Origin of the sequence: Pontibacter ummariensis (assembly GCF_900188175.1) — a bacterium.
Taxonomy (GTDB): domain Bacteria; phylum Bacteroidota; class Bacteroidia; order Cytophagales; family Hymenobacteraceae; genus Pontibacter; species Pontibacter ummariensis.
This window is the reverse complement of sequence record NZ_FZOQ01000014.1, coordinates 88,509-114,468: the sequence shown is the minus strand read 5'-3', so window position 1 is coordinate 114,468 and position 25,960 is coordinate 88,509. Positions and strand designations below refer to the sequence as shown.

Genomic DNA, 25,960 nt, shown 5'->3' with positions numbered 1-25,960 from the left:
GTTAGGAGTGCAACTGCACAGCGGTGGCCTCGGCGGTTTGAAACAACTCGCGGGCATTATCCTCGGAGAGGCGGTGCAGAAATATGCGCCTGGCCTCTGACTCTGATATCAGTTTGTAAGTATTATCCTCGAACTCTTCCTGAAAAGGATTGCAGGAGGAGTAGATGTACTCTCCGGTAAAGGTATGGTACACTACATGGAAGTTATATTTCTCATCCCGCACTAGTTTGATAGCTTTAAAAACATTCCCGAACTCTTTGCCGCAAACTGTCCGCAAAGAGAACTGGATGTGGTCATTAAAGTGCTGCTCCATACCGTGTAGTGATTTATTAATATTTGTTCTTGTATTTGATATACAATCTGAAAGGCTTTTAAATTCCGGTTAGTCTGTAGTTTGTGCTGTCTTTGGGTAAACGTTGCCGGAGGGGCGGTATACACGCTTAAACAGGCAGGGAATGAGGATGGGGATGGCGCTTTGTGTCTTATAGTTTCATTATGCTTTTTGTTGAATATATTTATCCCCTGTTTTTATAATGTTTTTCCTTTGGAGGGGCGGACGGAACGAACAAAGTGTGCCCGCATGAGCTCAGGTACAGTTTATCGGTAGGGCGTGTGGCCGTTTTGTACAGGTTATCCTCCAGGTCTTTTTAAGCAGCGGGTTTGAGTTAACCAGGCAGCGTTGTTTTAAGGGAGGAATGGTTTTTGGGGTGGACTGTGTAACATTAAGACGTTCTGGAATGTTGTCTGTCCGGAGTAGTATGGCAGGGACACGGCATCCAATCAAAAATGCATACTTTTGTAGTACAATGCTGATATGAAAGAGCAAGGGGCAGCCAGTGCTGGCCTGGCTCTAAAAGGAAAATGATTTCATGAACAGACACAGATTGCTGAAGCAGCTAATTGCTACCTGGCTGCTCTTTGTAGTGGCACTAACAACAGGGCAGGCACAGGTACTGAAGCCCGCTACCTGGAGCTACGACGTATCTAAAAAGCAGGTGGCAGTAGGGGAGGAAGTAGAGCTTCTCTTTAACGTGCGTATCGATAAGGATTGGTACTTATACTCCTCAGACTTTGACCCGGACCTGGGGCCTATGGTAACAGAGTTCAAGTTTCAGAAGCACCCCTCTTACGAATTGGTGGGCGACATAAAGCCCGTTAACCCAAAGAAGAAGTACGATGATATCTGGGAAGGGGAGTATACCTATTTCACCGGAACAGCCCAGTTCCGGCAGAAAATACGCGTATTGCAGCCAGACCTGTTGGTAAAAGGGGGCTATGAGTACCAGGTGTGTACGGACGTAGATGGCCGCTGCATTCCATTCGATGATACGTTTACCTTCACAAATAAGCAGCTAAAGGTAACAGGGGCTGCCCCGGTAAAAGAGAAAGCTCAGCAACCTACGGGCAGCCAGGAACAGTTAAAGGCTGAAACAGAGGAAGCGCAGGCAGCTCTAACAGAGGCACCGGCGCTAACAAAGGGTACAGTTCCGGTGGACAGTGCCGTGTTGAGCAAAACCGCTGCCACTGCTGATTCAGCTGTAGCCCTTGTCTCTGCCTCGGCTGTACCGCAGCCTATTGCCGGAACTGATGCTGATGGGCTATGGGCCTTCATGCTGGTGGCCTTTGGCTCAGGCCTAGTGGCCTTGCTTACCCCTTGTGTGTTCCCGATGGTGCCCATGACGGTGAGCTTTTTTACAGGAAGCAGTGCCAGTCGTGCGCAGGGCATCTTTAAAGCTGTGATCTATGGTCTTTCCATCATTGCCATTTACACCATTATTGGTACCGTGGTAGCCAAGCTTTTTGGGGCAGATGGCGCTAATTTTATCAGTACACACTGGTTGCCGAACGTGCTGTTTTTTGTGGTGTTCCTGCTGTTTGCCATGTCCTTTTTCGGCATGTTCGAGATCACCCTGCCAAGCTCCTGGTTAACGAAGGTGGATGCCCAGGCAGATAAGGGCGGCTGGATTGGCGTGTTTTTTATGGCATTTACGCTTGCCCTTGTTTCTTTCTCCTGTACGGGCCCTATTGTAGGCAGTATCTTGGTGGCCTCTGCAGGCGGCGAAACGCTGCGCCCGGTAGTGGGCATGTTCGGTTTTTCGCTGGCCTTTGCCCTGCCCTTTACGGTGTTTGCCGTGTTCCCGTCCTGGCTCAGCGGCCTGCCTAAGTCCGGTGGCTGGCTGAATGCTGTAAAGGTGGTCCTGGGCTTTATCGAGCTGGCTTTGGCGCTTAAGTTCCTGAGCATTGCAGACCAGGTGTACCACTGGGGTATACTGGACCGGGAAGTGTTCCTGGCGCTGTGGATTGTTATTTTTACCCTGATGGGCTTTTACCTGCTGGGCAAGCTCAAATTCTCGCACGACTCTGACCTGAAGTACGTTAGTGTGCCACGCCTTTTGCTGGCTATTGCCACTTTTGCCTTCGTGGTATACCTGGTTCCCGGCCTGTTCGGGGCCCCGCTGAAGGCACTTTCGGGTTACCTGCCGCCACAAACAACGCAAGACTTTGATCTGAATGTGATTGCACGTGAGAATGGGGCAGTTACTCCTGTAGTAGCTGATGCGAACGAACTCTGCGAGCCACCGAAATATGCTGACTTCCTGCACCTGCCGCACGGCTTGCAAGGGTACTTTGACCTGGAGCAGGCGAAGAAATGCGCGGCTGCGCAAGGCAAGCCTATTTTCATTGATTTTACAGGCCATGGCTGCGTAAACTGCCGCGAAATGGAAGCCAATGTGTGGTCAGACCCAGCGGTGCTGCAGCGCCTGCGTGAGGATTATGTGATTGCAGCCCTATATGTGGATGATAAAACGGAACTGCCACAAAACGAGTGGTACACAAGCAGCTACGACGGAAAGGAAAAGACGACACTCGGTAAAAAGTACGCGGACTATCAGATCACAAAGTTCAATGTGAATGCACAGCCTTACTATGTGCTCATGGATGCGCAGGAGAACGTCTTGGTAACCCCAATCACATATGATCTGAATGTAGACAACTTTGTCAAGTTCCTGGATGCCGGTGTTGCTGCTTACGAAGCAACACATGATCAGGAGGTACTATAGGGCCTTCAGCGTGAGGAGCCTGTCTTTACTAGACAGGCTGTTTATAGTAGACTCTCATAAAAAAGCCCACCGCTGCGGTGGGCTTTTTTATGAGAGTTATATTCTTAAAAATTACTTCTTTGCTTCCTGGTAGCGACGGGATACCTCATCCCAGTTCACAACGTTCCAGAAGGCGCTGATGTAGTCTGGGCGACGGTTCTGGTAGTTCAGGTAATAAGCATGCTCCCATACGTCCAGGCCCAGGATAGGCTGTCCTTGGCAAGCCTGATCGATGTTCATGATCGGGGAGTCCTGATTAGCAGTAGAGCACACGCTCAGCTTGCCACCATCGCCTACGCATAGCCAGGCCCAGCCAGAACCGAAGCGCGTTGCGGCTGCTTTGTTGAATTCTTCTTTAAAAGCATCGAATGAACCGAAGGCGCTGTTGATAGCGTCTGCCAGTTCGCCGGATGGCTGGCCACCGCCGTTTGGCGACAGGATGGTCCAGAATAGGTTGTGGTTATAGAAGCCACCCCCGTTGTTACGAACAGCGGTGTTGCCGCTCACGTTTTTCAGGATCTCCTCGATGGACTTGTTCTCCATGTCCGTGCCCTGGATGGCGCTGTTCAGGTTGTTGGTGTAGGCCTGATGGTGTTTCGTATGGTGGATTTCCATGGTGCGCGCATCAATGTGCGGCTCCAGTGCGTCGTAGGCGTAAGGTAGTTTCGGAAGTTCGAAAGCCATAGTTTTATGTATGTTTTATGTTGAAAAAATTACGTTCGTACACTCGTCACAAGTGTACGTCATCGTTTCAAATATAGTTAATTTCTTTTAGCTGCAAAGAAGGTGCTCATCAGCTCGGCGCACTCCTGGGCCATAATGCCGCTTACCATCTCCGTTTTAGGGTGCAGCAAATTACCGACACGTCTATAACCGCGCTTCGGCTCAGATGTTCCGAAAACCACCCGTTTTAGCTGTGCCCAATAACTGGCACCGGCGCACATCACGCAGGGTTCTACGGTTACATACAAGGTGCAGTCGTGCAGGTATTTGTTACCCAGGTACTCAGCGGCGGCCGTAAAGGCTAGCATCTCGGCATGGGCGGTTACATCGTTCAGTTTCTCGGTCTGGTTATAAGCCTTGGCGATAATGCGGTTGTTGCTGACGATTACAGCTCCAATCGGAATCTCCCCTTCCTCGTACGCCTGCTGTGCCTGCCGGTATGCCTGCTGCATAAAGTGCTCATCGCTATAGATCGATAAAAAGTCTGTTGCCATATACTGTTTTTTGTAAAGGTACCAATTGCAGAACAGAAGAAACAGGGACCTGTTCCTGAGCAGGAAGAACACCTCCCGGGGACCAACGCCTGATATTTCCTTTTGTACTATAACACAAGATAAAAAAAGCCCCTCCTGCAAAAGGAGAGGCTCTTACGGAGTGTAGTATGTTTTCTTACTTTAGTTTAACAGAGCTCATGATCTCGCGGGCCGGCTCCTGCCATTCGTTCCGAAGCATGTAAGGTACGTGCATCGTAAAGATAAGCATCTTGCCATCCTTGATGGTATACTGTACAATGCTATACTTGTTCACAGGGCCTAAGTTAGAGGCACCCCGCTCGTCGGCCACGGAAGATACGAACTCAAAGACAATAAAGTCCTGCCCTTTTATTTCAGTTACCTCGTCGCGGATAAAATCCACCTTCGTAAACTTCTCCAAGAGCGATGCCTTGTAGAACTCGCGCAGCATGTTCAGGTCCTGTGCTCTAAACTGAGCCGGCTTTTGGGTAACGCTAAAGTCTATCTGGCCATTGGGGCCGGTGTAGGCGGCAAGAGGCCTGGTGGTAGCAGGGTATTCGCGCGCAATATCGTCATCAGACATGGCCGAGAAGTCCTTCGGCAGTGCTATACTGATTTCCTTGCTCAGGTTAACCTTCTTTAACTTAGGTTGGACAAAGGCTGTGCCTGCAAACAAAATGAGGACTAAAAAGGCTATGTATCGCATGTTCATAAGTTTCTAAGGGCAAAGCTATAAAATAATGGGTAAACGCCCTTGTAGCAAAACGGTGCAATTACTTTGCCAATCAGTCCGGCTGCCTCGCATGCTCCCTGCTACGCTCGCAAAATATCCTATGCAGCTTTTTCTCGTTAGAATAAAGAAAGTGTAGCAAGCCGGAAGAGGTAATTGTACACGCAGAAAACAAACAAAGCCATTTTAAACAACAGCATTATGTTAGATAACATCATTAATAACCTGAAGACACAGCTGACAGGAGAACTGCAGAATAAGTATAACCTGGATTCAGGCCAGGCGAACAGGGCAGTAGACCTGGCAAAGGATAACCTGAAAAATGAAATGACAAACCGCGCCAGTAACGGAGATTTTGGTGGTATCATGGATGTATTGAAAGGGCATAAAGGACCGACAGAGAGCCCGGCGGTTGGTGGGGCCATCAACAAGTACATCGGCGACCTGACTACGAAACTAGGTATCCCTGAAACCATGGCCAAGCAAATAGCCCCTTTTGTGATCACCTTTATCATGAACAAGTTCTCGAGCAAAGTTACAGGAGAGGGTATGGGGCAAACGGAGATTCTCGGAAGCCTGCTTGGCGGAGGAGGCGTGAAAGACGCGATTAGTAAAGGCATCGGCAATAAGTTAGGGGGCCTGTTTAAGTAAGCCGACTAACCTTACGACTGTAAGAAGCAACCACGAAATAACAAAGCCACTCCCAGCAGGAGTGGCTTTGTTTTGTAATGTCAGGTATGGTTGTGGGTGGCTGATAGGCATAATACTTACTTATATCTCACCTTAAACAAGTATGCCTGTCTTGCCGGTGCTACATAGCTTTCCGGCAATGTCTTGCTTTTATCGATTGGGATGCAGAAAACAGGCCGCTGCTGCGTTTGAACGGTTTTCCTGCAATCCTACCTATGCTGCCTTTAGAGGATCTCCAATGAAGTAACAAAACAGAGAGTGGATATAAAAATAAACTCTACAAACCGTTGCCTTTTCTCGACAAAAGCACTAGTAAACGATTTGCTCCTTGTGCTTATGCGCCTTGCCTTTCAGGATAGTGGCGAATGGGAATTGGTAGCCACGCGGATTCTGCTAATTTTGCAGCCGCTGCTACAGTGGCACCTGTCAATAACCCTGGGCAGGTGAAAAGCTAGTTCTGATGCCGGAGAGTTTACACAGTATTTTCTTTAAGTTTATGAAGTTTGGTGTGGTGGGCTTTACCGGCTTGCTGCTTGACTTCGGGGCGACCTACGTGGCGAAGGAGAAGTTGCGCTGGAATAAGTACATCGCCAACAGCCTGGGCTTTCTGCTGGCAAGCGCCAGCAACTATTACCTTAACCGCATCTGGACCTTCCACAGCGCAGATCCGGAAATTGGCTGGCAGTACTCCAAGTTTCTGATGGTGGCACTGATAGGGCTCCTCTTCAACAACTTTATCGTTTACCTGCTTACCGACCGGGCAAGACTTAACTTTTACGTCGCCAAGTTTTGCGCCATCGTATTCGTTTTCTTCTGGAACTTCTCCTTAAACTACCTGTACACGTTTGCCAGGTAAGTTACGCTTACTTGTATAGTTTCTAGCTATACCCTCCGCACTTGTATAGTTTCTAGCTATACCCTCCGCACGGCAGATACTTTCTTTATCCTTTAGCAAGGCTTACTCCACTACTTCATAAATCTGCACGTGCTCGTCCTTGTGTACGCGCGGGTTCAGCAAGTGCAGTAGCTGATCGTAGAGCGAAGGTGTAATGGTGTGATCAAGCTGTAAGTTCGGGAAAACCTGGTGCAGGCGGGCCATGCGCTCCTCCATGTCGTCTGTGCCCACTACTACTATGTAGTCCGGTTTGTAAGGAGACGTCCTTACCTGTTTCTGGAGTAGTTGCGGGGTTTTGTCTTCATTAAAGGTATATGTCATCACGAAATTCTCTGGCAGTTGCTTCTTTCCCTGTAAGTAGTCTTGCCATACCATGTCGTCATTTCCTGTATAGCCTTCATAAATAGCACTCATACGGCCGAGGTAAAAGAGGGGAGGGTTTTTAACGCTGTGGTTTCCGAACTCCAGCACGACCCCATCAAAGTCAGGCTTTTCAGAGAGGTATACCAAGGGTGCCACCCGGCTCTTTTTAGTGTAGGTAAAGGCCATGCCAACAGTCGCCAGTATGTTCAGTACCCAAAAAAAGCCCCAGCACCAGGCTAGTATTTTGCGGCGGTTTTGCCAGAAGGCTGAGTTGCGGACAAAGGCTTGCCAGCCAATCACACCCAAAATCATGATCAGGGGAAAAAGTGGTAGTATAAAACGCTCCTGCTTGTTTGGGAACAGGGAGTGGGCTACAAAAAAGACAAGCCCTCCCCAGAAAAGCTTAGGGGCAAGCTTTGCTGTGCGGGCATAGCCCACTACCAGGAAAGCACTTACCGGAGGCACCAGGAATCCCAGAACAGTCAGGGCGAAACGGTAAACAGGGCCGGAGCTGAAGTCGTTGGCATGTTCACTGTTATACTGATAGTAGGCAACAATAGAGTGGAAAGGGTAGTCGAAAAAGATGATGTCGATAGTACCCTGTACCAGGAAAGCAGCCACGGCAAAGCCTGACAGCACAGCCATCGCCGCACGCCACTGGCGCTTGTAGAGCAGCACAAGACCTGCTCCGGCACCAAACAACACGGTATGGTAACGGAACACAAAGGCGAGGGCAAACAGCACCCCGGCCCAGAAGTACGGCCATATCCGTTTATGCTCCGATTGGTCTTCTTTCACCATCAAGTAAAAAGCAGCCAGGTAGGGCGGAATACAGACCATCTCCACCAGGTTCCGCACGCTCATAAAGGGCATGAACCATACCAAGGCGAGCATCAGCCCCACCAAACGGGCATTCGCCTTGTTGGAGAGTTTCTCCGTTAGCTTATAGCCAAAGTACACGATTAGCAGCGAGTAGAGGGCATGCACCAGGCGCACCACCGTCATCTTTACTTCCGGGCTAAAAACGCCAACTGCCTCCAATACATAAAAGATAGCATAATGAATGAGCACGTAGAGCATGCTATGGCGCGGCGGCATCGGCTCGTTTAGCCACAAAGGCAGGCCATCCAGCCAGGCCTGGGCAATCCGGATTACATCAAAATGATCGTCGCTAAAAGCGAAGCCTTTCGAGAAAAAGGCGGCAACCACACGAATAGCCAAGGCGACTAGTAGAATGACCGACAGCGGAATAAGGAAACGCTCGCGTGGTTCTCCCAAGGTCGCGGCATCGGCTGTAAAGGCTTTGGCAACAGTTTCTTTTGTGGTATTTTGCATGTAACTAGAATTGGCCGGTTGCAAATTTAAGGGTAATTATAAAGATTCTGTGTTACCTTCGTTGTTTAATTAGTACTTTCGAAATTGGCGACTATTCATCAGATGTCAAGAAGGCAGGTGCCGCGGAAAATTATGCTGTTGGTGCTGGCCATCGTGTTGCTGGCTTTTGCTGCCGGTGTCTTTTTACTGTACCGGCATGAGAAGCTGGAGTACAAAGAGGTGTTGGTGCTGGGGCATGCAGGTTCTGGTTTTTTCTCCCCCATAAATCCTTTTAATCCACTGCCGGCGAACAGCATGGCCTCTATTGTGAAGGCGATGGAAGCGCATGGGGCCGATGGCGTGGAGGTAGACGTGCAACTGAGCGAGGACGGTGTGCCCATTCTGTATCATGACATGACGCTGGAAAGTATGACGGCTGCCGAAGGACTGATCGAGAACCATGTAGCAGCAGATGTTATAGGCTTAAAGTACGACGGGGGCTTTTTCTATAACCTGTTTCAGGAGGAGGAGATTATTACCATGGAGGCCCTGCTGCAGTATTTTGCCACTTATCAGGAAGCACCCTACCTGCACCTGGACCTGCGCAATTATAGCCCTGAGCGCCATGCGTACTATGCCCGTACCTTGATGGCGCTGTTACGCGAGTACCGATATCCCCTGCAAAAGCTCGTATTCATTTCTCCGGATCCTGACTTTTTGCAGGCCTTTAGGGAAGTGGAGCCAGGGGCGCAGCTGATGTTGGATACGGGCGGCGACTTTGAGCAGGCACTGCAAACGGTAGCAGCGTATGAGATAGGAGGAATCTGTGCCAATGGCGGGAGCGTAACAGCCGAGCAGGTAGCCAGGGCGAAAGAACTAGGGCTGGAGGTAGCCCTGTTTGGCGGGAAATCCCGCTCCAGTATTGCCCGCATGATCAACTTAAGGCCTGATGCCATTCAGGTAAACAACGTGGAGGCCATGCGCGACATGTTGGACTAACATCTTGGCTCCTGATAAAGTAAAGGAGCTGCAAGATTATTACATTTGTAACGAACTATACTTTATTGACTTATACTATGCTCCGAACACACACTTGCGGTGAGCTTCGCATCGAGAATATAGGCGAAGAGGTGACACTAACTGGTTGGGTACAGCGCCTGCGCGATAAGGGCGGCATGCTTTGGATAGACTTGCGAGACCGCTATGGCATTACACAGCTTACCTTTGAGGAAGGCGTGACTTCAGCAGAATTACTGCGGCAGGCCCGCGACCTGGGGCGTGAGTACGTAATACAGGCAAAAGGCAAGGTAGTGGAGCGCTACTCTAAAAATGATAAGATACCGACAGGTAACATAGAGGTGAAAGTGGACCACCTGGAGGTGCTGAATCCTTCGAAACTGCCACCGTTCCTGATTGAGGATGAGACTGACGGGGGCGATGACCTGCGCATGCGCTATCGATACCTGGACCTGCGCCGTTCCCCGGTGCGTCGCAACCTGGAATTGCGCCACCGTATGATGCGGGAAACCCGCAATTACTTGGACAACCAAAAGTTTATTGAGGTAGAAACTCCTTACCTGATCAAGTCTACACCAGAGGGCGCGCGTGACTTTGTGGTGCCGAGCCGCATGAACCCAGGCGAGTTCTACGCCCTGCCACAATCGCCGCAGACCTTTAAGCAGCTACTGATGGTGTCCGGCTTCGACCGGTACTTTCAGATTGTAAAGTGCTTCCGTGATGAGGACCTGCGCGCAGACCGCCAGCCGGAGTTTACACAAATAGACTGTGAGATGTCTTTTATCACACAGGAGGACATACTGAACACCTTTGAAGGTTTGATCAAGCACCTGTTTGACCGGGTAAAAGGGGTACAAATAGAAACGCTGCCTCGCATGACCTACGCCGATGCAATGAAGTACTACGGCTCTGACAAGCCGGATACACGCTTTGACATGCGCTTTGTAGATCTGAATGACTTGGTGAAGGACAAAGGCTTTAAAGTATTTGACGAGGCAGAACTGGTGGTGGGCATCAACGCAACAGGTGCGGCCAGTTTAACCCGCAAACAGGTAGATGAACTGACCGACTTTGTAAAACGGCCACAGATTGGTGCGACAGGTCTGGTTTATGCCCGCGTAAACGAAGACGGAAGCGTGAAGTCATCTGTTGATAAGTTCTACTCACCGGAAGACCTGCAGGCATGGGCGGCTGCCTTTGGTGCAAAGCCCGGAGACTTGCTGCTGATCTTAGCCGGAGCAAAAGAAAAGACACGCAAAGCACTTAATGAACTGCGCCTGGAAATGGGAGAGCGACTGGGGCTGCGTGATAAGAACACTTACTCGGCCCTGTGGGTAGTGGACTTCCCGTTATTGGAGTGGGACGAGGAAACGAATCGCTACCATGCCATGCACCACCCTTTCACGTCTCCTAAGCCAGAGGACTTAATGCTGATTGGCGAGCGTCCTGGCGATATTCGTGCCAATGCCTATGACATGGTGATCAATGGGGTAGAAGTAGGTGGAGGCTCTATCCGTATCTATGACCGTGGTTTGCAGGAGCAGATGTTCTCCCTGCTGGGCTTCTCGAAAGAAGAAGCGGAAGCCCAGTTTGGCTTCCTGATGAGCGCCTTTGAGTATGGTGCCCCACCACACGGAGGTATTGCTTTTGGCTTTGACCGCCTGTGCACGCTTTTCGGAGGTTCTGACTCTATCCGGGATTACATTGCCTTCCCTAAGAACAATTCCGGTCGGGATGTAATGATAGATGCACCGGCTCCTATCTCTGGCGAGCAGCTGGATGAATTACACATAAAGATGAAAGACCTGCCGAAAGGGTAACAGTCTCTTTTCCACAAGAATGGAAGGCCTGCAGCTTATTTTAGCTAGCAGGCCTTTCTTTTTTTCCTCTTTTCTATTCATACCACCCACCAAATGTGGAAAACCGTGTGGAATGTAAATTAAAAAGCGCCTTTATACACACTGTATAAACGAAACGCCTCTATAGCTGTGGATAAGTGGATAACTACTGTTGATAGCTTCTTTGTGTAGTATGTTTTGTGGCCTATACAGTTGTTCTACATAAGTGAAGAGCAGAAGCTGTTTGTTTTGCAGAGCCTTGTGTACAGCCTGCCTGCTGCTTTTGCAATGCCCGCGACTCGTCTATCAAAGTAAGCCCGGAGTAGCGATTGGGAAAGAATGGACAGGAGATAAAGCACGACCGTTTTATAACATCCATACCCATTGTGAGAGGGGGTTGCTACTTGGTACTTAAGATCAGTCTCAGCATAGCGGAAAAGCACCATCTATGGGCACTGGGGCTGCGAGAAGGGATAGAAGGTACTATTGCCACACTTCAATCCAACTTATCCACGAAAGCAAGAACAGTCTTACAAGTTGCTTCGAGATACACATCATAACTTGGCTACGGTAGAAACAAAAAGAAACACGTAAGGCCGTATAAGCATAGAGACAAAGAGAAGCTTATTATTCCTAATAACAGGTAGTTGTTTTATGACAGAGGCACAGCAAAAAGCAAAACCAGAGGATACAGAGGTTTGGGAACCAGTACCCAGAGTTGTAAGGCCCGGCGAAACGCATGTAGCGCCTCCGGAAGATGCTCTTGTTTTGTTTGACGGCAAAAGCCTAGACCAGTGGGTTATGACTGATGACAGAAGTAAGCCTGCTGAATGGATCGTGTCAGATAGTGTGCTGACGGTGAACAAAGAAACCGGTAACATCGAAACTCGCAGAGCATTCAGTGATTATCAGCTGCACCTAGAATGGCGCATCCCTGAAAATATAACAGGCGAAGGACAGGCGCGGGGTAATAGTGGCGTTTTCTTAGCCTCTACAGGCAAGGGCAATGCTGGCTATGAGCTGCAGGTGCTGGACTCTTATCACAACAAGACCTATGTGAATGGGATGGCAGGCAGTATTTATAAACAGTTTATCCCCTTGGCAAATCCTTCTAAAAAGCCTGGCGAATGGCAAAGCTATGACGTGTTCTGGAAAGCCCCTGTTTTTGAAGCTGATGGCGCCCTAAAAACGCCTGCTAAGGTAACGGTTTTGTTTAACGGCGTGCTTGTACAGAACAATGTGGAGTTACAGGGTGCGACACAGTACATCGGTAAACCTTCCTACAGTGCACATGGGCCTGCCCCTCTTAAACTACAGGCGCATGGAGATAAGAGTGAGCCTATCAGCTTCCGTAATGTTTGGATCAGAGAACTGTAGCAGCAACCCGCTTTACAGGGAACTATACCCCTAACATAAAGCTCTTTTCACAAAAATGAAAGAGGCTGCACCTTTAGGAACAGCCTCTTTCATTGTGATACAGGAGAAAAACTTAGATCAGGTCGCTTACCAAAGCTGGGGCCAAGCCTAACAGAATGGTTAAGGCTGTGATAAAGATTAGCGTGAAGGAGGCAAAGCTATTTACCTTTATGGGCTCCTGGCCGCCTGCCGGTTGCATGTACATGGCAATCACTACACGGAAGTAGTAGTAGATACCTACTGCTGCCAGTATAACCGCTATCACCACCAACCAGATCAGGTTTGCATCCTGCAGTACTGCCGAGAACACAAAAAACTTGGCAAAGAAACCAGCTGTCAGCGGAATACCTCCCAAGGAGCACATCGCTACGGTCATGGCAAAAGCCAGCAACGGATTTGTTTTACCCAGGCCATTAAATGCTTCGTAGCTCTCGCCACCGCGCTGTGTTGCCACCAACTTTACTACGCCAAAGGCCGCTACCGTAGCGGTAGAGTAAGCCAGGGAGTAAAACAGGATAGAGGAGGCAGAGTTGGCATTAAAAGCGATCAGGGCCATTAGCAGATAGCCTGCATGCGAGATACTGGAATAGGCCAGCATACGCTTGGCGCTTGTCTGTATTACCGCTCCTATGTTACCAACTAAAAGTGTCAGCACAGTTATGGCAATCAGCGTCGGGAACCAGGTAGCGTAAGAAGCAGCAAAGGCCGCAGCCATCAGTTTGAAGAAAGCAGCCACACCTGCTGTCTTCACTACTGTCGACATGAAGGCCGTGAAGAAAGTAGGGGCACCGTCATACACGTCTGGTGTCCAGAAGTGAAAAGGAGCGGCAGAGATCTTAAAAGAAACCCCGATGATCAGCATTAACAGACCCAGCGTGAACATGGTCGTCATTACCCCGTCGGTGGCTACCTGTGCGGCTGCAATCTCGGTAATGTTAAAGGTACCGGTCGCGCCGTAGATCAGTACGATACCAAACAGCAGAATGCCTGTGAAGAAAGCTCCCATCAGGAAGTATTTCAGGGCCGCTTCGTTAGAGCGCAGGCTTCTCTTGTCGCTACCTGCCAGTACATACATGGCAATAGACAGGATTTCGATACCCACAAACAGCATCAGTAGGTTCTCGTAGCTCACCATCATGATGGCGCCTACCAAAGAGAATAACAGCAGCGAATAGTACTCCGCCAGGTTTGCGTCGCGCTCTTCCACATAACGCTGCGAGAAAGGCAACAGCAGTAGGGTCGCGAGGGTCATGATGCCTGTAAACGCTACCGCATAGTTATCGATGGTGAGCATGTTGTTGAAGTAGCTCTGCGCATCGTTCCAGTTAAGCAGGTTTACACCAAACACCACGGCTAAAAACAGCAGGGCTAAGGGTAATAAGATCCTCTTAGAGTTCGCAAAGCCTACAAACAGGTTCACGATGCCGAAGAGGGAAAGAAGTATGATGGAATTCATGTCGTCTTTTTTCCTGTAAATTACTTTAAATGCTAGCGCTGCTTAGCGATTGATAATGCTTAGTAACTGCCCCACAGCAGGTTCAGAAATGCTCAGGAAGGTACCCGGGAACAGACCGATCCAGAACACCATGATCACGAGTGGGATCAGGACAGCCTTTTCGTTGAAAGTCAGGTCTGTAAAAGCCTCTGTTACTGGCGACTTCGGTCCAAACATCACGCCCTGGAACATGCGCAGCATGTACACAGCACCCAGGATAATCGTGAGGCCTGCTACGGCACCAAACCAACCATTGTACTGAAACACCCCGGACAGCAGCAGAAACTCGCCCACGAAGCCATTGGTCAAGGGAAGGGCAATAGAACCCAGCAACAGGATCATAAAGAAGATCGAGAGCGTTTTGGCATTCTGTGTGATACCACCCAGGCTGGTGATCTCTCTTGTTTTCGTGCGGCTGAAGATAATATCGATGATGAAGAAAAGGCCCACTACGTTGATACCGTGGCTCAGCATCTGGATAACGCCTCCTTGCAGGCCTTGCTCGTTTAGGGTAAAGATACCGGCTGCGATCAGGCCCACGTGTGCAATGGAAGAATAAGCGATCAGGCGCTTCAGATCACGCTGACGGATGGCAATGATGGAGGCGTACACGATACCAATAATAGAGATAATGAGTACAAACTCTGCCCACTCGCTCACACCGTAAGGCACCACAGGTAGTAACCAGCGCAGTACCCCGTAGATACCCATCTTCAGCATAATGCCAGACAGGAGCATCGTGGCCTGTGTCGGAGACTCTGTGTAGGTATCCGGTTGCCAGGTATGGAACGGGAACACGGGCATCTTAATAGCGAAGGCAATGAAGAGGAACCAGAAGATCCATCCCTGTGTACTGGCATCCAATTGTAGCTGATAGAACGCGAACAGGTCGGATGAGTGGGTTCCTGGTGTTTGTAAGTACAGGTACACAAAAGCAGCCAGCATGAAAAGCGAACCGAAGATGGTGTACACAAAGAACTTGAAGGTAACCTTTATTCTGTTTTCTCCACCCCAAAGGGCAGCGATAAAGTAGATCGGGATAAGCGCCACTTCCCAGAAGAAGTAGAACAGGAAGGCATCCAAGGCCATGAACACCCCAATTAAGCCTGTTTGCATAAACAGGATGAGGGCGTAGAAGGCATTCGGGTTCTCGTAATCGTGCTTAAAGGAAGAGAGCACGATCAAAGGTACCAGGAAGGTCGTGAGCAGGACCATCAGCAGGCTAATGCCGTCCATACCAATGCTAAAGCGGATGCCGGCACTCTCAACCCACGGAATGCTCAGTGCCAGCTGGATTCCCCCGTTTTCAATGTTAAAGTAAGAGGTTGCCACCAACGCCAGTGCAAATTCAGCAAGGGCAGCGACAAAAGCTACTTTCTTGGCACCTGGTCCTTTTATCAGCAGCACCAGGAGGGCAGCCAGGGCTGGCCATAAAAGTAAAAGAGCTGTTAAAATCATCTTCTGAGAACCTTATCCGATAAAGAAGTTTAAAAATAGAATCAGGACGATGCTAAACACCATCACCAGCACATAGAAGCCAATGGCACCGCTCTGGGCATAGCGCAGCGAGCGTCCGCTTTGCATGACTAGCTTACCGAAGCCATTCACAATGCCATCCACCACGAGCACATCCACAAAGCGATGGAAGGCGCTGGAGAACCACATGAGCGGACGAACAATGATCGTGTTATACAGCTCGTCAATATAGTACTTGTGATAGATCAGGTTGTGGATAGGAGACAGGCGCTCTTCCTCTGGGGCAGGCACTACTTTCTTGCTCACATACATCACATAGGCAATAATGATAGCCAACACAGCTACACCAACAGAAACAGCCATGAGCATGTATTCTGTTGCATGGTCTAAGTGTAGGGGCTCAAGAGCGCCAGCATTTACAAGGCGGGCATAATCGTAGAGCGGAGCCAGGTAATCGCCTAGTACGTGCTCTGAGCTAAATACCGCAGGTAGCCCGATAAAACCACCTACAGTAGACAGAGCTGCCAGTACGATAAGCGGAATAGTCATAGAAGCGGGAGACTCATGTAGGTGATTCTTCTGATCTACTGTACCACGGAAGGTCCCGAAGAAAGTCAGGAACAGCAGGCGGAACATGTAGAAGGAGGTCATGAAAGCAGCCAGAAGGCCAAAAGCCCACATCACCTTGTTATGCTCATACACGTGCGCCAGCAACTCGTCTTTTGAGAAGAAACCGGCAAACGGCGGAATACCGGCAATAGCCAGTGTACCGATCAGAAAAGTAACAAAGGTAATGGGCAGGTACTTGCGCAGGCCACCCATGTAGCGTATATCCTGCTCATTGCTCATGGCGTGAATCACGCTACCGGCACCCAGGAACAGAAGCGCCTTGAAGAAAGCGTGCATCAGTACGTGGAACAGGGAAGAGGAGAAGGCCATCACACCCAGCGCCAGGAACATATAGCCCAGCTGCGACACGGTGGAGTAGGCCAGGACCTTCTTGATATCGTTTTGCGCCAAACCGATGGTCGCAGCCAGTAGGGCTGTAGCCACCCCTACGATGGCGATAATTTCTAGCGTAGTAGGAGCCATCACATACAGCACGTTTGAGCGCACCACCATGTAAATACCAGCCGTCACCATGGTGGCGGCATGTATCAGAGCAGATACAGGAGTAGGACCCGCCATCGCGTCTGGTAGCCAGGTAAACAACGGAAGCTGTGCACTTTTACCCATAGCACCTACAAACAGCAGGAGGGTAATCGCGATCATTACGCCCGAGTCTAAGCCGCCGGCATAGCGCACAGCCTCGGCAAACACCTGCGGATAGCTCACGCTACCAAAGGTCATAAAGATCAGGAAGATGCCCAGCAGGAAGCCCAAGTCACCGATACGGTTCATCACGAAGGCCTTCTTCGCAGCGTTGTTGTAGTTGGTATTCTTGTTCCAGAAGCCGATTAGCAGGTAAGAGCAAAGTCCTACACCTTCCCAGCCCACAAACATCATCACGTAGTTCGAGCCCATCACCAGCACCAGCATCGAGAACATGAACAGGTTGATGAAGGCGAAGAACTTTCCGAAGTTCTCGTCGTGGCTCATGTAGCCGGCCGAGTACAGGTGAATGAAGAAACCAATACCGGTTACCATCAGCATCATGAACAGCGTCAGCTGATCAATCAGGAAAGAGAAGCCAATACGCAGGGTGCCAACAGAAATCCAGTCGTAGTAGTTAACGATGTAGGAGCGGCTGTCATTCGTCAGGAAGTCAAAAAAGAGGTAGATGGAAATAAGGAAGGAGGCCAGTACGGTACCGCATCCTATGAAGCTCACCAGGCCTTTCGCCAACTTTCGATTGCCCAATCCGTTCAGTATAAAGCCTAAAAGCGGCAGTATTGGAACGAGCAAACAGAGCAGTGCCATCTCTTGGTCTATAACCGGCATTACAATTTCTCGCATCTGTATAAGGTTGTTATGCTATTCAGGGTTTAATGAGAAGTTACCACTTCAGGTAGTTCAGGATCTGCACATCCGTTGAGCGAATGTTACGGTAGGTCATCACGATGATGGCCAGGCCGACGCACACTTCTGCCGCCGCTACAGCCATAATAAAGAAAACGAACACCTGCCCGTTCGCATCGGCACGGTAGGCCGACAGGGCGGTAAGCAGCACGTTCACAGCGTTTAGCATCAGCTCCACGCACATAAAAATAACGATAGCGTTGCGTCGGGTAAGCACCCCAATAACTCCGATAACAAAAAGAGCAACACTAAAGTACAGGTAATAATCTAAGGGAATGGTTCTGATAACCTCGGGTATGTGGTTCATCGTCTATGGAACTGAACGTATTACGGTTAATTTACTGTCCAAAAGTTAAGGGGCAAAGTTATCCCCATTTTCGTAAAATCCATAACATATTTCCAATCTTCTTCTACCGCCTCTGTGCCTGGTTTCCGCTTCTAGCAAGCCTTTTTCTCCGGATCAGAAGCCTTGCTACATTCCTGAACTTTGTACTGTTTAGAGGGCTACAGCATGCCCTTTTGCCACCTTCCTGTTTTGTTCCCGTAGCTTATGTACAGGGCGTACGGCACTAGCCCAATGACACTGAGCTGAAAGGCAATCCGGCCCTGTTAGCCTGGCTTCCGTTAAGAGGCCGTGTTTCCGTTTTTAGAAATGCCCTCTGTTTCCACGTGTACACGTTTAAAACTGATGATGAACTATAACTGCCTTATTATGCTTTTTGCCGCTGCACTTGCGCTTTCTGCCTGTAAACCGGAGGAGACCATTAGCCGCTCTCTTGTCCCGAAGGAGGAACTTCCGAAGTACGAACTGGAGGCCGTAGTGCAGGAATCGAAGCTTTATGAAGGGTTGCCCTCTGCCTCTGGTATAGAGGCGAACGGGAACATGGAGGGGTACTTTGTGGTCGGGGATGACTCTCCTTATCTGTACCAGTTGGACGAGGAGTTTAACGTTATCAACGAGCTCCCGCTTTTCGATACGAGTGGCTTCATAAACGGGCGTATTCCCAAAGCTGCCAAACCAGACTTAGAAAGCATGGCCCGGTTCCGGTACGGTCGGGATGAGTACTTGTTACTCCTAGGCTCCGGCTCAAGCCCTGCCCGCAACAGAGCCTTCCTGGTTAACCTCTCCGAAGAAATGGCAGTGAAGGAAGTAGACCTAAGTCGCTTTTACCTTTTTCTGCGGAAGATATTGCAAATAGAGGAGGAAGGCGTGCTAAACCTGGAAGGGCTGGCGATTGGTGAAACCTATACTTACTTAATGCAGCGCGGAGTTGGGGCAGACACGAACGCCCTGTTTCGGTTCGAGACAGATGACTTTGTCGGATATCTGATAAATGATGCTGAGTTACCCATCGCGGCGCTCTACTACTTTGAGTTGCCACTTTCGGGCCAGGTGCAGGCTGGTTTTTCGGGAGCCTATGTGTCAGAGGAGAAGCTCTTTTTTACAGCCTCTGCTGAAGACACTGCCAATGCGATAGAAGATGGAGAAGTGGTTGGAAGCTACCTGGGGGTAATAGACCTGAGAAGCCTTCCTTATGCTACAAGCCCTGCCAAACCCTTACCGATAGCTGCCTCCCTGATCCGAAACCAGGACGGAACTGTATATAAGGGAAAGGCGGAGTCGCTGGTGGTGGAAAAGCTGGATGATAAGGCCTATAAAGTAATTGTAGTCAGTGATGATGATTTGGGCGGTTCAGAATTGCTAGAAGTCCTGTTACGGTTAGAGGAAGTAGAACCGGATGAGGTATAAAAGAAAAGGGGCCGCTTTAATAAGCAGCCCCTTTTCCTTGATGCAGGTTTCTCCTGCTTGCATTATTTCTTAGAAGTGTTGTTCTCCTACCTCTTTCTTGCCCAGCATTACAGCACCCACCATCGCTACCAGGAACAGGATAGAGGCTAGCTCGAACGGTAACAGGTACTGCGTAAAAAGTACTGCCCCCAGGTTCTCTACCATACCTATCTGCGAGTTATAAGTCTCCGCGTTATAACCTGCCACTTCTACGTCTTTTAAAGCGGCAATCATCACTACAAAAAGCAAACCACCCGCTATTGTGCCGGCTACCTTTGTTAAGGTGGACGTCTTTACCAGGTTCTCTGACTTTTTATTCATATTCAGGAACATGATCACGAACAGGAAGAGTACCATAATAGCCCCTGCGTAAACGATGATGTTTACGGCTGCCAAGAACTGCGCGTTCAGCAGAATGTAATGGCCTGAGATCGTAAAGAAGGTAATGATCAGGAATAGGACGCTATGTACCGGGTTTTTAGAGATCACCACCATCAGGGCGCAAAGTAGCGTCAGCGAAGCAAGGAAATAGAACAGATTCTCTGTCATCGGGTTATTTCGTTTCAGTAATTTTTAAGGGCTCCACCAGGCGGTCTTTGCCATAAATGAACTCCTCGCGCTCGTAACGTGCCGGCGCAATTTTATCGTCTTGTAAGAAAATAGCAGCTTTCGGGCAGGCTTCTTCGCATAGTCCGCAGAAGATACAGCGCAGCATGTTCACCTCGTACGTAACTGCGTATTTCTCTTCGCGGTACAGGTTTTCTTCGCCTGCTTTGCGCTCTCCGGCAGTCATGGTTATGGCTTCGGCAGGACATGCCACAGCACATAAACCACAGGCGGTGCAGCGCTCGCGTCCTTCCTCGTCGCGCTTTAGCACGTGCAGACCACGCCAGTGCTCGCTACGCTCGCGCGTTTGCTCCGGGTACTGTATGGTTGCTTTCTTTTTAAAGAAGTGCTTGAGGGTGATGCCAAGACCCTGGGCAATAGCCGGCAGGTACGCCTTTTCGGCGAACGTCATCTCCTTCTTCTCCAGTTTCTTGCGTCTATTTGATAGTGGTTCCATCTCTTGTCGCTTTTGAGTGTTGTATTGCTTTCCCCTTCTAACAGGTTTCCGACTACCAACAATTCAAATTTCGGTACTATAGTTTAAAATAAATAGTCTTTCAGCAGAATTCCGCCCCCTGTCAGGATAATGTTCAGGATCGCCAGCGGGATCAGAATCTGCCAGCCCAGCTTCATCAATTGGTCGTAGCGGAAGCGCGGAAGCGTCCAGCGAACCCACATAAAGAAGAAGATGAACAGGAATATTTTGGCAAACATGGCAGCCACTCCAACTAAGGTGACAATGTTGTTAGCCGTTACGGCACTTTCTGTTACACCCACTAACCAGGCTTCTAATTCAAACATGAATGGGAAGTTGTAAGCACCGAAGTACAGGGTTGCCATCACAGCGGATGCCACAAAAATATTGATATACTCTGCAAACAGGTACATACCCAATTTCATGGAGCCATATTCCGTGTGGTAACCGCCAATCAGTTCGGCCTCACTTTCGGGTAAGTCAAACGGCGTACGGTTCGTCTCAGCAAAAGCACACACCAGGAAGATGATAAAGCCTAGCGGCTGATACCAGATATTCCAGTTAAAGCCTGCCTGCTGTTCTGCTATCTCTCTTAAAGAAAGGGAGCCAGTCATCATCAGCACCGCGATCAGCGAAAGGCCCATGGCCAGTTCGTAGCTGATGTTTTGGGAGGCTGCCCGTATAGCGCCTAGTAGGGAGAACTTGTTATTAGAAGCCCATCCACCAATCATTAAGCCATACACACCCAATGACACCACCCCGAACACATACAGTACGCCAATATTTACTTCGATTGCCTGTAACCAGATCTGGTGGCCGTCTATGATCAGGTTATCTCCAAAAGGAATAACCGCACTAGACATGGTGGCTACCAGCATGGCGATGCCGGGTCCGATGATAAACAGCGCTTTGCTGGCACGGGCTGGTATAAAGTCTTCCTTAAAGAAGAGTTTACCAGCATCGGCTAACGGCTGCAGTAAACCAGCAGGGCCTGCACGGTTAGGGCCTACCCGGTCCTGAATAAAAGCCGCTATTTTACGCTCGAAATAAGTAGAGTAAGTGGCTATCAGCAGGGTGATGCCGAAGATCACCAGGATGTAGATCGCTTTGTATAATAGGTCTATTGACTCCATAGGTTATTCCTGTGGCAGGTTTTTCTTAGTGGATGTTGGCAGGTTTGGAACAATCGGCACGTTTACGACAGGCAGTTCGTAGTGGTTTGCCGAGATGACAGAACCTCTCTCGATGTGGCGTGGGCCTTCGATGGTCCAGTCGCTTACTTCCTTCTTATCGAAACGGCACGTGTTACAGATGAACTCTTCCACTTCGTTGTACTGGTCTTTGCGTGCTGTTACGCGCAGTACTTCCTCTCCTCTAGTCCATAAGGTCACTTTACCTGAACAGGTAGGGCAATCACGGTGCGCATCCATCGGCTTTGTAAACCAAACACGGTTCTTAAAGCGCCAGGTCTTGTCAGTCAGCGCGCCCACCGGGCACACGTCGATTACGTTTCCTGAGAAATCGTTGTCGATCACGTTCTCGATATAGGTTCCGATCTCCGCGGCATCACCACGTCCCAATACGCCATGCACACGTTTCTCCGTAATCTGGTCAGCCGTATACACACAACGGTAGCATAGGATGCAACGCGTCATGTGCAGCTGGATGTAAGGACCCAGGTCTACTTTGTTGAACGTGCGACGCTCTTCCTCAAAACGCTGTGCACTCACGCCATGCTCGTAAGAAAGGTCCTGCAGGTTACACTCGCCAGCCTGGTCACAAACCGGGCAATCCAGCGGGTGGTTAATCAGGAGCATCTCTACAATACCTTTGCGCGCGTTTAGTACATCTTCGTTTGTCGTGTTTTCCACCACCATGCCGTCCTGTACCTGGGTGATGCATGAAGCAACCAGCTTCGGCATAGGGCGTGGGTCTTTGGCTGAGCCTTGTGCTACTTTTACCAGGCACACACGGCACTTACCGCCGCTGCCTTTTAAAGGGCCGTAATAACACATGGCAGGGGGCACTACTTTGCCCCCAATTTTTCTAGCGGCCTGCAGAATGGTAGTTCCTTCTTCTACCTCTACCTCTATGCCGTCGAATGTTACCTTTACCATTTTAATTTTTCCTGTTTTTGGTGCACAAGCAGGGCTTGTGCTTTACTTGTCCGCTACAGAGCGGCTTGTTTCTTAAGCTGTAACCGCGTCTAGCTTTCCTCTATACACGGCACCCGGGGCTGTCGCCTCTTTCGGGTGCTTGATGTGCCACTCAAACTCCTCTCGGAAGTGACGGATAGCAGCTGCCACTGGCCATGCTGCCGCATCGCCGAGTGGGCAAATGGTGTTTCCTTCGATCTGCTTTGCTACGCTTACCAGCAAGTCAATATCCTGCTGATGGCCGTGGCCGTACTCGATGCGGTGCAATACTTTCTCCATCCAGCCTGTACCTTCACGGCAAGGGCTACACTGGCCGCAGGACTCGTGGTGGTAAAAGCGGGCGTAGTTCCACGTGTTACGCACGATACACTGCTCTTCGTCGAACACAATAAAAGCACCAGAACCCAGCATAGAGCCAGTCGCAAAGCCACCGTCAGATAATGACTCGTATGTCATCAGGCGGTCTTCGCCGGCGGCTGTTTTCAGGATCAGGTTCTTAGGCAGAATTGGCACAGAAGAACCTCCTGGTACCACCGCCTTCAATTCTCTTCCTTTCCAGATACCACCCAGGTACTGGTCCGAGTAAATAAACTCTTCTACCGGTACCCCCAGCTCTATCTCATAAACGCCCGGATTGTTGATGTTACCGCTGGCAGAGATCAGCTTCGTACCTGTGCTGCGTCCTACACCAATCTTGGCATACTCGGCACCACCGTTGTTCACGATCCAAGGCACCGAGGAGATGGTCTCCACGTTGTTTACCACAGTAGGAGAGGCAAAAAGGCCTTTCACCGCCGGGAACGGAGGCTTGTTACGCGGGTTTCCGCGCTTCCCTTCCAACGATTCCAGCAGGGCTGTCTCTTCGCCGCAGATATAAGCACCACCACCTGGCGCCACGTGCAGGTCCAGGTCGTAACCGGAGCCTAAAATGTTCTTGCCCAGCAAACCGGCAGCATATGCTTCTGCGATAGCTTTCTCGAGAATGCGCAGGACAAACATCAACTCGCCACGGATGTAGATATAGGAGGTATTCGCTCCCAAGGCGTAGCTGGAGGTGATCATTCCTTCTATCAGGGCGTGCGGATTGTACTGCATGAACCAGCGGTCCTTGAAAGTACCCGGTTCTGATTCGTCGGCATTACAAACTAAATAGCGTGGAACACCCTCTGGCTTGGCCAAAAAGCTCCACTTCATACCAGTAGGGAAGCCGGCACCACCACGGCCCCGCAGGCCCGATGTTTTTACTTCTTCCACCACCTCTTCCGGAGACATCGTCTTCAGGGCTTTCTCTACAGACCTGTAGCCGCCATGCTTACGGTACACCTCCAGGGTCTCGATGCCTGGTACGTTGATATGCTCAGTTAATATTTTAAGTCCCATTGTAGCAGGATGTATTTCTTAGCGTTTAGACAAGACAAAAGACTATTGACAAAGGGCAAAAGAGAATCAAATTAAAAGTCCTTTGTCCGTGTGTCTTTCTTCCTTTGTCAAATAGATTACTTCGCCCAGGTTGGCGTTTCGTGCTCCTTTTGGCGCATCATCTCCAGGAACTCGTCCACACGTTCCTCGCTGTCGAGGTTCTCGTAGTAGAGTTCACGCACTTGCAGCATCGGGCCAGTTCCGCAGGAAGCGAGGCACTCCACCGGCTTCAGTGTAAACATGCCATCGGCTGTGGTTTCGCCTTCTTCAATGTTCAGCTTGCGCTTCAGCGTGTTGATTAGCTCGTCGGCTCCACGCAGGCAGCAAGGGCCTGTACGGCATACTTCCAGTACATGCTTGCCAACCGGCTTCAGGTTGAACATGGTATAGAAGGTTGCCACCTCATACACCTCGATAGGCTGTATGTTCAGGATCTCTGCGATCTTATCCATCACCTCCGGGCTTACCCAGCCGCCAAACTCAGCCTGCGCAATGTGCAGGATAGGCAGTAGGGCTGACTTCTGGCGACCTACAGGGTAGTGGCTGATGTAGCGTTGGATTTCGGCCATGGCCGCATCAGAAAACTTTACTTCGTTTATAGTCTCTGCCATTTTTCAGTTGTCATTGCCCTTCGTATTCAGGGCAATGTTAAATGGTAAATGATTCTTATTTTTGATTATGCGTCCAGCTCGCCGGCGATTACGTTCAGGCTGCTCAGTGTCAGGATCGCGTCAGCCAGCTGGCCACCTTTGATCATTTCTGTATAAGCCTGGTAGTAGATAAAGCAAGGTCTGCGGAAGTGCAATCTGTAAGGTGTGCGGCCACCATCGCTGATCAGGTAAAAACCTAACTCGCCATTACCGCCCTCTACGCTGTGGTAAACTTCGCCAACCGGAATGTCTGCTTCACCCATCACTATTTTGAAGTGGTAAATCAGGGCTTCCATGCTGGTATACACATCCTTCTTTGGAGGCAGGTAGTAGTGCGGCGCATCTGCATGGAAAGATCCTTCTGGCAGGTTTTTGTACGCCTGCTCGATGATCTTCAAGCTCTGCCACACTTCCTCGTTACGAACCAGGAAACGATCGTAGGTGTCGCCCTTGGAGCCTACCGGTATTTCAAACTCAAAGTCCTCATAGGAAGAGTACGGGTTCATCACACGCACATCGTAGTCTACACCCGTGGCACGCAGGTTAGGTCCGGTAAAGCCATAGCTCAAGGCACGCTCTGCCGAAATAGCCCCTACATCAGTTGTCCTGTCAACGAAGATACGGTTACGGGTAAGCATTTTCTCAAACTCCGCCCATACTTTCGGGAAGCGCTTGAGGAACTCATCAATCAGGTGCAGGGCCTTTGGCGATAAATCGCGCTCCATGCCCCCGATGCGGCCCATGTTCGTCGTCAGACGGGCACCGCATACTTCCTCGTAGATGTCGTAGATATGCTCACGCTCCTGCATCACGTACAGGAAACCTGTAAAGGCACCGGAGTCCACACCCAGGATAGAGTTACAGATCAGGTGGTCCGAAATACGGGCCAGCTCCATCATGATCACGCGGATGTACTGCGCACGCTTTGGAACAGTGATGCCCAACAGCTTCTCCACCGTCATATGGTATCCCATGTTATTGATAGGAGAAGAGCAGTAGTTCATGCGGTCCGTCAGCGGCGTGATCTGGTAGAACGGCCGACGTTCTGCTATTTTCTCAAAAGCACGGTGTATGTAGCCGATAGTAGGCACAGCGTCTACTATCTTTTCACCGTCCATCTGTAGGATGTTCTGGAAAATGCCATGCGTTGCCGGGTGCGTTGGACCCAGGTTCAGCGTGGTAAGCGGCTGCTCGTCCGTCAGGGCCAGTCCGTGGTCTTTCCGGAACTGCTCCAGTTCAGTGAGCTCTGCGGTTTTATTTTCAGTAGCCATTATGT

At 50.0% G+C, this 25,960-nt stretch carries 23 protein-coding genes; 7 read left to right on the top strand and 16 right to left on the bottom strand.

From position 1 onward, the window contains the following. Position 1 precedes the first annotated feature (1 nt). The gene (locus CHB92_RS15570; RefSeq protein ID WP_089320150.1) at positions 2–313 is read right to left on the bottom strand and encodes a hypothetical protein; all 312 of its coding nucleotides are present in this window, start codon (positions 311–313) and stop codon (positions 2–4) included. 556 nt (positions 314–869) lie between these two features. On the opposite strand from CHB92_RS15570, the gene CHB92_RS15565 reads away from it, so the two are divergent. After that, positions 870–3,062, top strand: coding sequence for a protein-disulfide reductase DsbD family protein (locus CHB92_RS15565; protein WP_089320149.1), 2,193 nt, complete (start codon positions 870–872; stop codon positions 3,060–3,062). A 111-nt stretch (positions 3,063–3,173) separates the two neighbouring features. Here the strand turns inward: CHB92_RS15565 and CHB92_RS15560 are convergent, their stop codons facing one another. The 3 genes from CHB92_RS15560 to CHB92_RS15550 all read right to left on the bottom strand — a co-directional run bounded on the left by CHB92_RS15560 (position 3,174) and on the right by CHB92_RS15550 (position 5,042). Next, a complete protein-coding gene (locus CHB92_RS15560) occupies positions 3,174–3,785 on the bottom strand; it encodes a superoxide dismutase (RefSeq protein WP_089320148.1) in 612 nt (203 codons plus the stop codon). 77 nt (positions 3,786–3,862) lie between these two features. Beyond that, positions 3,863–4,318 carry a nucleoside deaminase gene (locus CHB92_RS15555; protein ID WP_245842616.1) on the bottom strand — a complete coding sequence of 152 codons (456 nt, stop codon included), beginning with the start codon at positions 4,316–4,318 and terminating at the stop codon, positions 3,863–3,865. 175 nt (positions 4,319–4,493) lie between these two features. Continuing rightward, a complete protein-coding gene (locus CHB92_RS15550; RefSeq protein WP_245842614.1) occupies positions 4,494–5,042 on the bottom strand; it encodes a hypothetical protein in 549 nt (182 codons plus the stop codon). Positions 5,043–5,267: 225 nt separating this feature from the next. Here CHB92_RS15550 and CHB92_RS15545 point away from each other — a divergent pair, with 225 nt between their 5' ends. Together CHB92_RS15545 and CHB92_RS15540 are read left to right on the top strand one after the other, a co-directional pair. Beyond that, positions 5,268–5,717, top strand: a complete 450-nt coding sequence (locus CHB92_RS15545; protein WP_089320204.1) for a hypothetical protein — start codon at positions 5,268–5,270, stop codon at positions 5,715–5,717. Positions 5,718–6,216: 499 nt separating this feature from the next. Beyond that, a complete protein-coding gene (locus tag CHB92_RS15540) occupies positions 6,217–6,612 on the top strand; it encodes a GtrA family protein (RefSeq protein ID WP_179223068.1) in 396 nt (131 codons plus the stop codon). Positions 6,613–6,714: 102 nt separating this feature from the next. On the opposite strand, the gene CHB92_RS15535 is transcribed toward CHB92_RS15540, so the two are convergent. Continuing rightward, entirely contained in the window at positions 6,715–8,349 is a 1,635-nt protein-coding gene (locus CHB92_RS15535) for a glycosyltransferase family 39 protein (protein ID WP_089320146.1), read from the bottom strand. A gap of 102 nt (positions 8,350–8,451) precedes the next feature. Here CHB92_RS15535 and CHB92_RS15530 point away from each other — a divergent pair, with 102 nt between their 5' ends. The 3 genes from CHB92_RS15530 (at position 8,452) to CHB92_RS15520 (ending at position 12,560) form a co-directional block, all read left to right on the top strand. After that, positions 8,452–9,327 carry a glycerophosphodiester phosphodiesterase gene (locus CHB92_RS15530; protein WP_089320145.1) on the top strand — a complete coding sequence of 292 codons (876 nt, stop codon included), beginning with the start codon at positions 8,452–8,454 and terminating at the stop codon, positions 9,325–9,327. 77 nt (positions 9,328–9,404) lie between these two features. Next, positions 9,405–11,165, top strand: coding sequence for an aspartate--tRNA ligase (gene aspS / locus CHB92_RS15525; RefSeq protein ID WP_089320144.1), 1,761 nt, complete (start codon positions 9,405–9,407; stop codon positions 11,163–11,165). A 672-nt stretch (positions 11,166–11,837) separates the two neighbouring features. Next, positions 11,838–12,560, top strand: a complete 723-nt coding sequence (locus CHB92_RS15520; RefSeq protein WP_089320143.1) for a 3-keto-disaccharide hydrolase — start codon at positions 11,838–11,840, stop codon at positions 12,558–12,560. A gap of 112 nt (positions 12,561–12,672) precedes the next feature. Here CHB92_RS15520 and CHB92_RS15515 read toward each other — a convergent pair whose 3' ends face one another. The 4 genes from CHB92_RS15515 to nuoK are packed head-to-tail and all read right to left on the bottom strand — an operon-like array spanning position 12,673 to position 17,896. Beyond that, complete coding sequence (locus CHB92_RS15515; protein ID WP_089320142.1) at positions 12,673–14,055, bottom strand: NADH-quinone oxidoreductase subunit N; 1,383 nt, start codon at positions 14,053–14,055, stop codon at positions 12,673–12,675. 42 nt (positions 14,056–14,097) lie between these two features. Next, positions 14,098–15,549, bottom strand: coding sequence for a complex I subunit 4 family protein (locus tag CHB92_RS15510; protein ID WP_089320202.1), 1,452 nt, complete (start codon positions 15,547–15,549; stop codon positions 14,098–14,100). A 15-nt stretch (positions 15,550–15,564) separates the two neighbouring features. After that, entirely contained in the window at positions 15,565–17,526 is a 1,962-nt protein-coding gene (gene nuoL, locus CHB92_RS15505) for an NADH-quinone oxidoreductase subunit L (RefSeq protein ID WP_089320141.1), read from the bottom strand. Between the two features lie 40 nt (positions 17,527–17,566). After that, positions 17,567–17,896 carry an NADH-quinone oxidoreductase subunit NuoK gene (gene nuoK, locus CHB92_RS15500; protein ID WP_089320140.1) on the bottom strand — a complete coding sequence of 110 codons (330 nt, stop codon included), beginning with the start codon at positions 17,894–17,896 and terminating at the stop codon, positions 17,567–17,569. Between the two features lie 381 nt (positions 17,897–18,277). On the opposite strand from nuoK, the gene CHB92_RS15495 reads away from it, so the two are divergent. Further along, positions 18,278–19,339: a DUF6929 family protein gene (locus CHB92_RS15495; protein WP_245842612.1), complete on the top strand. Its 1,062-nt coding sequence runs from the start codon at positions 18,278–18,280 to the stop codon at positions 19,337–19,339. A gap of 69 nt (positions 19,340–19,408) precedes the next feature. Here the strand turns inward: CHB92_RS15495 and CHB92_RS15490 are convergent, their stop codons facing one another. The 7 genes from CHB92_RS15490 to nuoD all read right to left on the bottom strand — a co-directional run bounded on the left by CHB92_RS15490 (position 19,409) and on the right by nuoD (position 25,955). Next, a complete protein-coding gene (locus tag CHB92_RS15490) occupies positions 19,409–19,927 on the bottom strand; it encodes an NADH-quinone oxidoreductase subunit J family protein (RefSeq protein ID WP_089320139.1) in 519 nt (172 codons plus the stop codon). Positions 19,928–19,931: 4 nt separating this feature from the next. Continuing rightward, positions 19,932–20,441, bottom strand: coding sequence for a NuoI/complex I 23 kDa subunit family protein (locus CHB92_RS15485; protein WP_089320138.1), 510 nt, complete (start codon positions 20,439–20,441; stop codon positions 19,932–19,934). 83 nt (positions 20,442–20,524) lie between these two features. After that, entirely contained in the window at positions 20,525–21,592 is a 1,068-nt protein-coding gene (gene nuoH, locus CHB92_RS15480; RefSeq protein ID WP_089320137.1) for an NADH-quinone oxidoreductase subunit NuoH, read from the bottom strand. Positions 21,593–21,595: 3 nt separating this feature from the next. Next, the gene (locus CHB92_RS15475; RefSeq protein ID WP_089320136.1) at positions 21,596–22,576 is read right to left on the bottom strand and encodes a 2Fe-2S iron-sulfur cluster-binding protein; all 981 of its coding nucleotides are present in this window, start codon (positions 22,574–22,576) and stop codon (positions 21,596–21,598) included. 72 nt (positions 22,577–22,648) lie between these two features. After that, positions 22,649–23,995 carry an NADH-quinone oxidoreductase subunit NuoF gene (gene nuoF, locus CHB92_RS15470; RefSeq protein WP_089320135.1) on the bottom strand — a complete coding sequence of 449 codons (1,347 nt, stop codon included), beginning with the start codon at positions 23,993–23,995 and terminating at the stop codon, positions 22,649–22,651. 116 nt (positions 23,996–24,111) lie between these two features. After that, positions 24,112–24,645: an NADH-quinone oxidoreductase subunit NuoE family protein gene (locus CHB92_RS15465; RefSeq protein ID WP_089320134.1), complete on the bottom strand. Its 534-nt coding sequence runs from the start codon at positions 24,643–24,645 to the stop codon at positions 24,112–24,114. A gap of 65 nt (positions 24,646–24,710) precedes the next feature. Then, a complete protein-coding gene (gene nuoD, locus CHB92_RS15460; RefSeq protein WP_089320133.1) occupies positions 24,711–25,955 on the bottom strand; it encodes an NADH dehydrogenase (quinone) subunit D in 1,245 nt (414 codons plus the stop codon). Positions 25,956–25,960 lie beyond the last annotated feature (5 nt).